Below are 6,830 nucleotides of genomic sequence, written 5' to 3' on the forward strand. Positions count from 1 at the left end.
AAGCAGGAGCCATTGACATAGAAAGCCCCATACAAGGCTCGGGACGAAGCGGAAGCAGGTGCGGGAGGATGCTTCGTCCCGAGCCTGTCGAGGGACGTGAGCGCCCGGACCGCACGGCACACGATCTGACGAATTGACCCGCCGGTCGGGCTCTGCCGTACTGGAAGCGACGGCGGCGGGTCGCGCGACGGCTTGCGGTCCGACCGTGCCGGGCAGCCGGACCCCGGGAGCAAGGAGCAGGCCGATGACCCAGTCCGATCCCGCCGAGGGCTACGCCGGCGACCTCGAGTCCCGCGCCGCCCACGCCCTGCTCGAGCGCGAGCCGGAGGCCCTGCTCCTCGACGTGCGCAGCGCGCCGGAGTGGGAGTACGTCGGCCGGCCCGACCCGGCGGCGCTCGGCGGCCGGGTCGCCTTCGTCTCCTGGAAGACCTGGCCGGGCATGCTGCCGAACCAGCGCTTCCTCGAGGCGGTCGCCGAGGCCGGCGTCGGGACCGGCCGGCCGCTGCTGCTGCTGTGCCGCTCCGGCCAGCGCTCGCGCGAGGCGGCGATCGCCCTGACCGCGGCCGGCTACGGCCCCTGCTGGAACGTCTCGGACGGCTTCGAGGGGCCCAAGGACGCCGAGGGCCACCGCAACAGCCTCGCCGGCTGGCGCGCCGCCGGCCTGCCCTGGGTCCAGGGCTGAGGATCGGGCACGCCATGACCGACACGCCCAAGCAGGGCCGCGCGACCCGCCTGGTGCGCAGCGGCCTCGAGCGCTCCCACCACGGCGAGACCTGCGAGGCGCTCTATCTGACCTCCGGCTTCGTCTACGAGAGCGCCGCCCAGGCCGAGGCCCGCTTCAAGGGCGAGGCCGAGGGCTACGTCTACTCGCGCTACGGCAACCCGACGGTCGCCATGTTCGAGGCGCGCATGGCCGACCTCGAGGGCGCCGAGGCCTGCTTCGCCACGGCCAGCGGCATGGCCGCGGTCTTCTCGGCCCTGGCCTGCCAGCTCTCCGCGGGCGACCGCCTGGTCGCCTCGCGGGCGCTGTTCGGCTCCTGCTACCAGATCGTGACGCAGATCCTGCCGCGCTTCGGCATCGAGACCCGGCTGGTCGACGGCACCGACCTGGCGCAGTGGCAGCGCGCGCTCGCCCCGGACGCCAAGGGCAGCGCCAAGGTCGCCTTCTTCGAGACCATCTCGAACCCGACCCTGGAGGTCCTCGACCTGCCGGCGATCGTCAAGCTGGCCAAGGCCGCCGGCGCGGTCACGGTCGCCGACAACGTCTTCTCGACGCCGCTGCTGCTGCGCCCGCTCGAGCACGGCGCCGACATCTCGGTCTATTCCGGCACCAAGCACATCGACGGCCAGGGCCGCTGCCTGGGCGGCGCGATCCTCTGCTCGCGCAAGTTCTACGACGACCGGCTGCTGCCCTTCGTGCGCCACGCCGGCCCGGCGCTCAGCCCCTACAACGCCTGGACCCTGCTCAAGGGCTTGGAGACCCTGGAGCTGCGCGTCGAGCGCCAATGCCGCACCGCCATGACCCTGGCTCGGGCCCTGGAGGCCCATCCCGCGGTCGCCCGCGTCGTCTACCCCGGTCTCGCCAGCCACCCGCAGCACGCGCTCGCCGAGCGCCTGCTCGAGGACTTCGGCACCGTCGTCTCCTTCGAGGTCAGGGGCGGGAAAGCCGCCGCCTTCCGCCTGCTCGACGGCCTCCAGCTAGTCGACATCTCGAACAACCTCGGCGACGCCAAGTCCCTGATCACCCACCCGGCGACCACGACCCACCGCTCCATGCCCGAGGCCGAGCGCGCCGCCACCGGCATCACCGACGGCTTCGTGCGCCTCTCGGCCGGCCTCGAGGACCCCAAGGACCTGATCGCGGACCTCGAGCAGGCCCTGGCGGCAGCCGCCGGCGGATGACGAGACCCGGCGGCCGGAGACCGGCCCCTCACCCGAAACCCGCAAGAGCGGGTTTCGACCACCTCTCCCCGAGGGGGGAGAGGTAGGGCGGCGGGCATCCGAGGCGTAGAATACCTCTCCCCCTCGGGGAGAGGTCGGAGCGGCGCAGCCGATCCGGGTGAGGGGCCGGCACGGACCTGAAGGCCATGGTCAAGACGCCACGCCGCACCGAGCTTGCCCGCCGTCTGCGCCGCGACGGGACCGAGGCGGAAAGGCGCTTGTGGCACCGCCTGCGCGCCGCCCAGCTCGGCGGCTTCAAGTTCCGGCGCCAGCATTCGATCGGCCCCTACGTCGTCGACTTCCTCTGCCCGCTCCGACACCTCGTCGTCGAGCTCGACGGCGGGCAGCACGTCGCCGGCGCGGCGGCCGACGCACGGCGGACGCGCTACCTCGAGGCCCGGGGCTACCGCGTCCTGCGCTTCTGGAACCACGAAGTGCTCGGCAACACGGAGGGCGTCGTGGCAGCGATCCTGGAGGCGCTTGGGCGGGAGATCGGGGGCCGGGCCCGGCCCCTCACCCGAAACCCGCGAAAGCGGGTTTCGGCCTCTCCCCAAGGGGGAGAGGCAGCGCCCGCAGGCTACCGTCCCTTCCAGACCGGCTTGCGCTTCTCGGCGAAGGCGCGGGTGCCCTCGAGCTGGTCCTCGGAGCGGTTGACGGCCTCGACCGCCGGGAGCTCCTTGCGGCGCATCATGTCGAAGCCCTCCTGGACCGGCAGGTGGCGGGTCATACGGATCGTCTCCTTGATCGCGGCGAAGACCAGCGGCGGGCCGTCGGCCAGCAGGTCGGCGAGCTCGCGGGCGCGCGCCAGCAGGCGGTCGGCCGGCAGGACCTCGCTGACCAGGCCCCAGCGGTGCGCCTCCTCCGCCGCCATCCAGCGGCCGGTCAGCAGCATGTCCAGGGCGACGTGGTAGGGGATCAGGCGGTGCAGCTTCAGGGTCGCGGCGTCGGCGAAGACACCGACGTTGATCTCCGGCAGGGCGAAGCGCGCCTGCTCGGCGGCCAGGATCAGGTCGGCCGAGATCGCCAGCTCGAAGCCGCCGCCGACCGCCATGCCGTTGACCGCGGCGATGACCGGCTTGTCGAGGCCCGGCAGCTCCTGCAGGCCGCCGAAGCCGCCGACGCCGTAGTCGCTGTCGGCGGCCTCGCCGGCGGCGGCGGCCTTGAGGTCCCAGCCCGGGCAGAAGAACTTCTCGCCGGCGCCGGTGACGATGGCGACGCGCAGTTCGGGGTCGTCGCGGAACCCGGCAAAGACCTCGCCCATCAGCCGGCTGGTCGCGGCGTCGATGGCGTTGGCCGGCGGCCGGTTCAGCGTCACCTCGAGGACCTTGCCGCGGCGCTCTGTGTGGATCGGGGAGTCGGTCATTCGCGGGTTCCTCCTGGCTGCGGCGCGGTCCTCGCGCCTGCATGGTTCGACAGGCTCACCATGAAGCGACGGCAGGCCGGGTGCCGGCTTCCAGGTCGCGCTTCACCCTGAGCCTGTCGAAAGGCGAAGCGCGAGGGAGCGTCTACCCCTCCTCCCGCAGCCGGACCAGGGCGTCGACGGCGACGGCGCCCCGGCCCTCGGGCAGGACCAGGACCGGGTTGACGTCGAGCTCGACCAGGCGGTGGGCCTCGGCGACAGCGTAGCGCTGCACGGCCTGGACCGCGGCGACCAGGGCGGCGAGGTCGCCGGCCGGGCGGCCACGGTGGCCCTCGATCAGGCGCATGACCTTGAGCGAGCGGACCGCGGCCTCGATCTCGGCCGTGCCGGCGGGCAGCATCAGCAGCGCGCGGTCGGCGATCAGCTCGACCAGGATGCCGCCGGAGCCGACCAGCAGGAACAGGCCGAGCTGCGGGTCGTGCCGGACGCCGACGATCAGCTCGGCCAGCGCGCCGCCGACCATGGCCTCGACCAGCAGGGCCTCGCCGAGCGGCAGCAGGTCGGCCGCGGCCGCGCGCACCGCGGCGGCGTCGGCAAGGCCGAGGCGCACCGCGCCGAGCTCGCTCTTGTGGGCCAGGTCGGCGCCGGTCGCCTTGAGCACGACCGGATAGCCGAGCGCCTCGGCGGCGGCCACCGCCGCCTCGACCTCGGCGACCCGGCGCCCCGGCGGCACCGGCAGCCCGGCGCCCTGCAGGGCCAGCTTGGAGTCCCACTCGGAGAGGGTCGTCACCGGCCCCTCGCCGGCCGGCGCGAAGGGTAGCAGCGGCGGCCGGCCGCCCTCGGCCGCCCGCCGCCAGGCGTCGCCGATGTCGGCGGCGGCCTCGACCGCGACCAGCGCCTCGTCGAGGCCGGCCAGGGGCACGATGCCCTCGGCGATCAGGCGCTCTGCGACCGCCTCGGGCAGCAGCTCGCCCATGGTCGCGACCAGGCCGGCGGGGCGGCCGGTGGCGTGCGCGGCGTCGATCAGGGCCTCCAAGGTCACGTCCCAGTCGGCGGGGTCGCAGCGGTCGGCGCGCGGCAGGTCTAGGATCAGCAGGGTGAGGTCGAAGCTGCAGTCCAGCATCGCCGAGAAGACGGCGGCGCTGCGCGCCCGGTCGGCCCAGACGAAGGTGTGGTAGTCGAGCGGGTTGTCGATCGCCACCAGGTCGCTGAGCGTCGCCCGCACGGCCGCGCGCTCGGCCGGCGCCAGCGGCCGGAACTCGACGCGCCGCTGCTCGGCGGCGTCGGCGATCAGCGAGGCCTCGCCGCCCGAGCAGGACAGCGACGCGATGGCGCGGCCGGGCAGCGCGCCGTGGACGTGGAGCAGCTTGAGCGTCTCCAGGAAGGCCGGGATCGAGTGCACGCGGGCGATGCCGAGGCGGCGCAGGAAGGCGTCGACGACGGCGTCCTCGCCGGCCAGGGAGGCGGTGTGGCTGAGCGCCAGGCGCTTGCCGGCCTCGGAGCGGCCGGCCTTGAGCGCGACCAGCGGCACGCCCCGCTGCCGGGCGCGCTCGGCGACGCGGGCGAGGCGCGTCGGCTCGTCCAGGCCCTCGATGTGCAGGCCGACGGCGCTGACCCGCGGGTCGTCGATCAGCGCCTCGACGGCCGCGGCGACGCCGATCTTGGCCTGATTGCCGAGCGACAGCAGGTAGCCGATCGGCAGGCCGCGCCGGTTCATGGTGAAGTTGATCGAGATGTTGCCCGACTGGCTGACGATGGCGACGCCGCGCTCGCAGCGTTGGCCGCCGTGCTGGTCGGGCCAGAGCAGCGCGCCGTCGAGGTAGTTGATCAGGCCGTAGCAGTTCGGGCCGATCACCGGCAAGGCGCCGCTGGCCTCGACCAGGCGGCGCTGCAGCTCGATACCCTCGCCGCCGGCCTCCTTGAAGCCCGAGGCGTAGGCGACGGCGCCGCCGGCGCCCAGGGCCGCCAGCGCCTCGACGACCTCGAGGGTGCGGTGGCGGTTGACCGCGACGAAGGCGGCGTCCGGAGCCTCTGGCAGTGCCTCGACGGAGGCGACGCAGGGCACGCCGAGCATCTCCTGCCGCTTCGGATTGACCGCCCAGAGCTTGCCGGCATAGCCCGTCTTGCGGCACTGGCGGATGACCATCTCGGCCTCGGCGCCGCCGATCACGGCGATCGAGGCCGGCCGCAGCAGGCGGCCCAGTGCGCCTGCCTGCGGTTCGAGCGCGCCTGCGTGGGGATCGGCCGCTGGCGCCACCGGCGCGGTTCCGTCGTCGGGCATGCTCGTCACGACTCCAGCGGGCGCAGCAGGTCGCGCGAGATGATGTGGCGCTGGATCTCGCTGGTGCCGTCCCAGATCCGCTCGACCCGCGCGTCGCGCCACAGCCGCTCGACCGGCAGCTCGTCCATCAGGCCCATGCCGCCGTAGATCTGCAGGGTCTCGTCGGTGACGCGCGCCAGCATCTCGGAGGCGTAGAGCTTGGCCTGGGCGATCGCGCGGTTGGCGTCGAGGCCCTGGTCGAGCTGCCAGGCGGCGGCCAAGGTCAGGTAGTCGGCGGCGTCGATCTCGGTCGCCATGTCGGCGAGCTTGAAGGAGACGCCCTGGAACTTGCCGATGGCCTGGCCGAACTGCTTGCGGCTGGCCGCCCACTGCAGGGCCAGGTCGAGGGCGCGGCGCGCGCGGCCGACGCACATGGCGGCGACCGTGACGCGGGTCGCGCCGAGCCAGGTGTTGGCGACCTCGAAGCCGCGGTCGACCTCGCCCAGGACCTGCGCCGCCGGCAGCCGGCACTCGTCGAAGGACAGGATGGAGTTGTGGTAGCCGCGGTGGCTGACCGAGCGGTAGCCGGGACGGATCTCGAAGCCCGGCGTGCCGCGGTCGACCAGGAAGGCGGTGATGCGCTTGCGCGGGCCCTTGGGGGTCTGGTCCTCGCCGGTCGCCGCGAAGACGATGACGAAGTCGGCGACGTCGGCGTGGCTGATGAAGTGCTTGGTGCCGCTCAGCAGGAAGTCGTCGCCGTCGCGCCGGGCGAAGGCCTTCATGCCGCGCAGGTCGGAGCCGGCGTCGGGCTCGGTCAGGGCCAGGGCGTCGAGCTTCTCGCCGCGCACCGCCGGCAGCAGGTAGCGCTCGCGCTGCTCCGGGCTGCAGGCGCAGAGGATGTTGGAGGGCCGGCCCCACCAGACCGAGAGCGCCATGGCGGTGCGGCCGAGCTCGCGCTCGAGCAGCGCGAAGGTCTGGTGGTCGAGGCCGCCGCCGCCGAACTCCTCGGGGATGTTCGGCGCGTAGAAGCCGAGGTCGAGGACCTTGCGCTGGATCGCGCGGCCGGTTTCGAGCGGCAGCTCGCCGTCGCGCTCGACCTCGGCCTCGAGCGGATAGAGCTCCCTCTCGACGAAGTCGCGCACCGTCTCGACCACCATGCGCTGCTCGTCGCTCAGCCCGAAATCCATCACGTCGCTCCCTTCGCTCTCGCCGGCCGCAGCTGGTGCTGCTACGCGCTTCGCCCTTCGACAAGCTCAGGGTGAAGCGCGA

General features: G+C 73.5%; 5 protein-coding genes and 1 pseudogene. 3 read left to right on the forward strand and 3 right to left on the reverse strand.

Annotated features, from left to right (window positions below):
• Positions 1–244 precede the first annotated feature (244 nt).
• From WD341_RS10595 to WD341_RS10605, 3 genes and pseudogenes are all read left to right on the forward strand, one after another.
• On the forward strand, positions 245–682 hold the full coding sequence (locus tag WD341_RS10595) for a rhodanese-like domain-containing protein (protein ID WP_368425421.1): 438 nt from the start codon (positions 245–247) through the stop codon (positions 680–682).
• Positions 683–696: 14 nt separating this feature from the next.
• Positions 697–1,902, forward strand: a complete 1,206-nt coding sequence (gene metZ / locus WD341_RS10600) for an O-succinylhomoserine sulfhydrylase (protein WP_368425422.1) — start codon at positions 697–699, stop codon at positions 1,900–1,902.
• Positions 1,903–2,087: 185 nt separating this feature from the next.
• Positions 2,088–2,411 (forward strand): annotated as a pseudogene (locus WD341_RS10605) (endonuclease domain-containing protein); the annotation flags it as partial.
• A 107-nt stretch (positions 2,412–2,518) separates the two neighbouring features.
• On the opposite strand, the gene WD341_RS10610 reads toward WD341_RS10605, so the two are convergent.
• The 3 genes from WD341_RS10610 to WD341_RS10620 all read right to left on the reverse strand — a co-directional run bounded on the left by WD341_RS10610 (position 2,519) and on the right by WD341_RS10620 (position 6,748).
• The gene (locus WD341_RS10610; RefSeq protein ID WP_368425423.1) at positions 2,519–3,304 is read right to left on the reverse strand and encodes a carnitinyl-CoA dehydratase; all 786 of its coding nucleotides are present in this window, start codon (positions 3,302–3,304) and stop codon (positions 2,519–2,521) included.
• Positions 3,305–3,446: 142 nt separating this feature from the next.
• A complete protein-coding gene (locus tag WD341_RS10615) occupies positions 3,447–5,582 on the reverse strand; it encodes an acetate--CoA ligase family protein (protein WP_368425424.1) in 2,136 nt (711 codons plus the stop codon).
• A gap of 5 nt (positions 5,583–5,587) precedes the next feature.
• Complete coding sequence (locus WD341_RS10620; RefSeq protein ID WP_368425425.1) at positions 5,588–6,748, reverse strand: acyl-CoA dehydrogenase family protein; 1,161 nt, start codon at positions 6,746–6,748, stop codon at positions 5,588–5,590.
• Positions 6,749–6,830 lie beyond the last annotated feature (82 nt).

It is taken from the genome of Tistlia sp. (genome assembly GCF_040905785.1).
Taxonomy (GTDB): Bacteria; Pseudomonadota; Alphaproteobacteria; order Kiloniellales; family DSM-21159; genus Tistlia.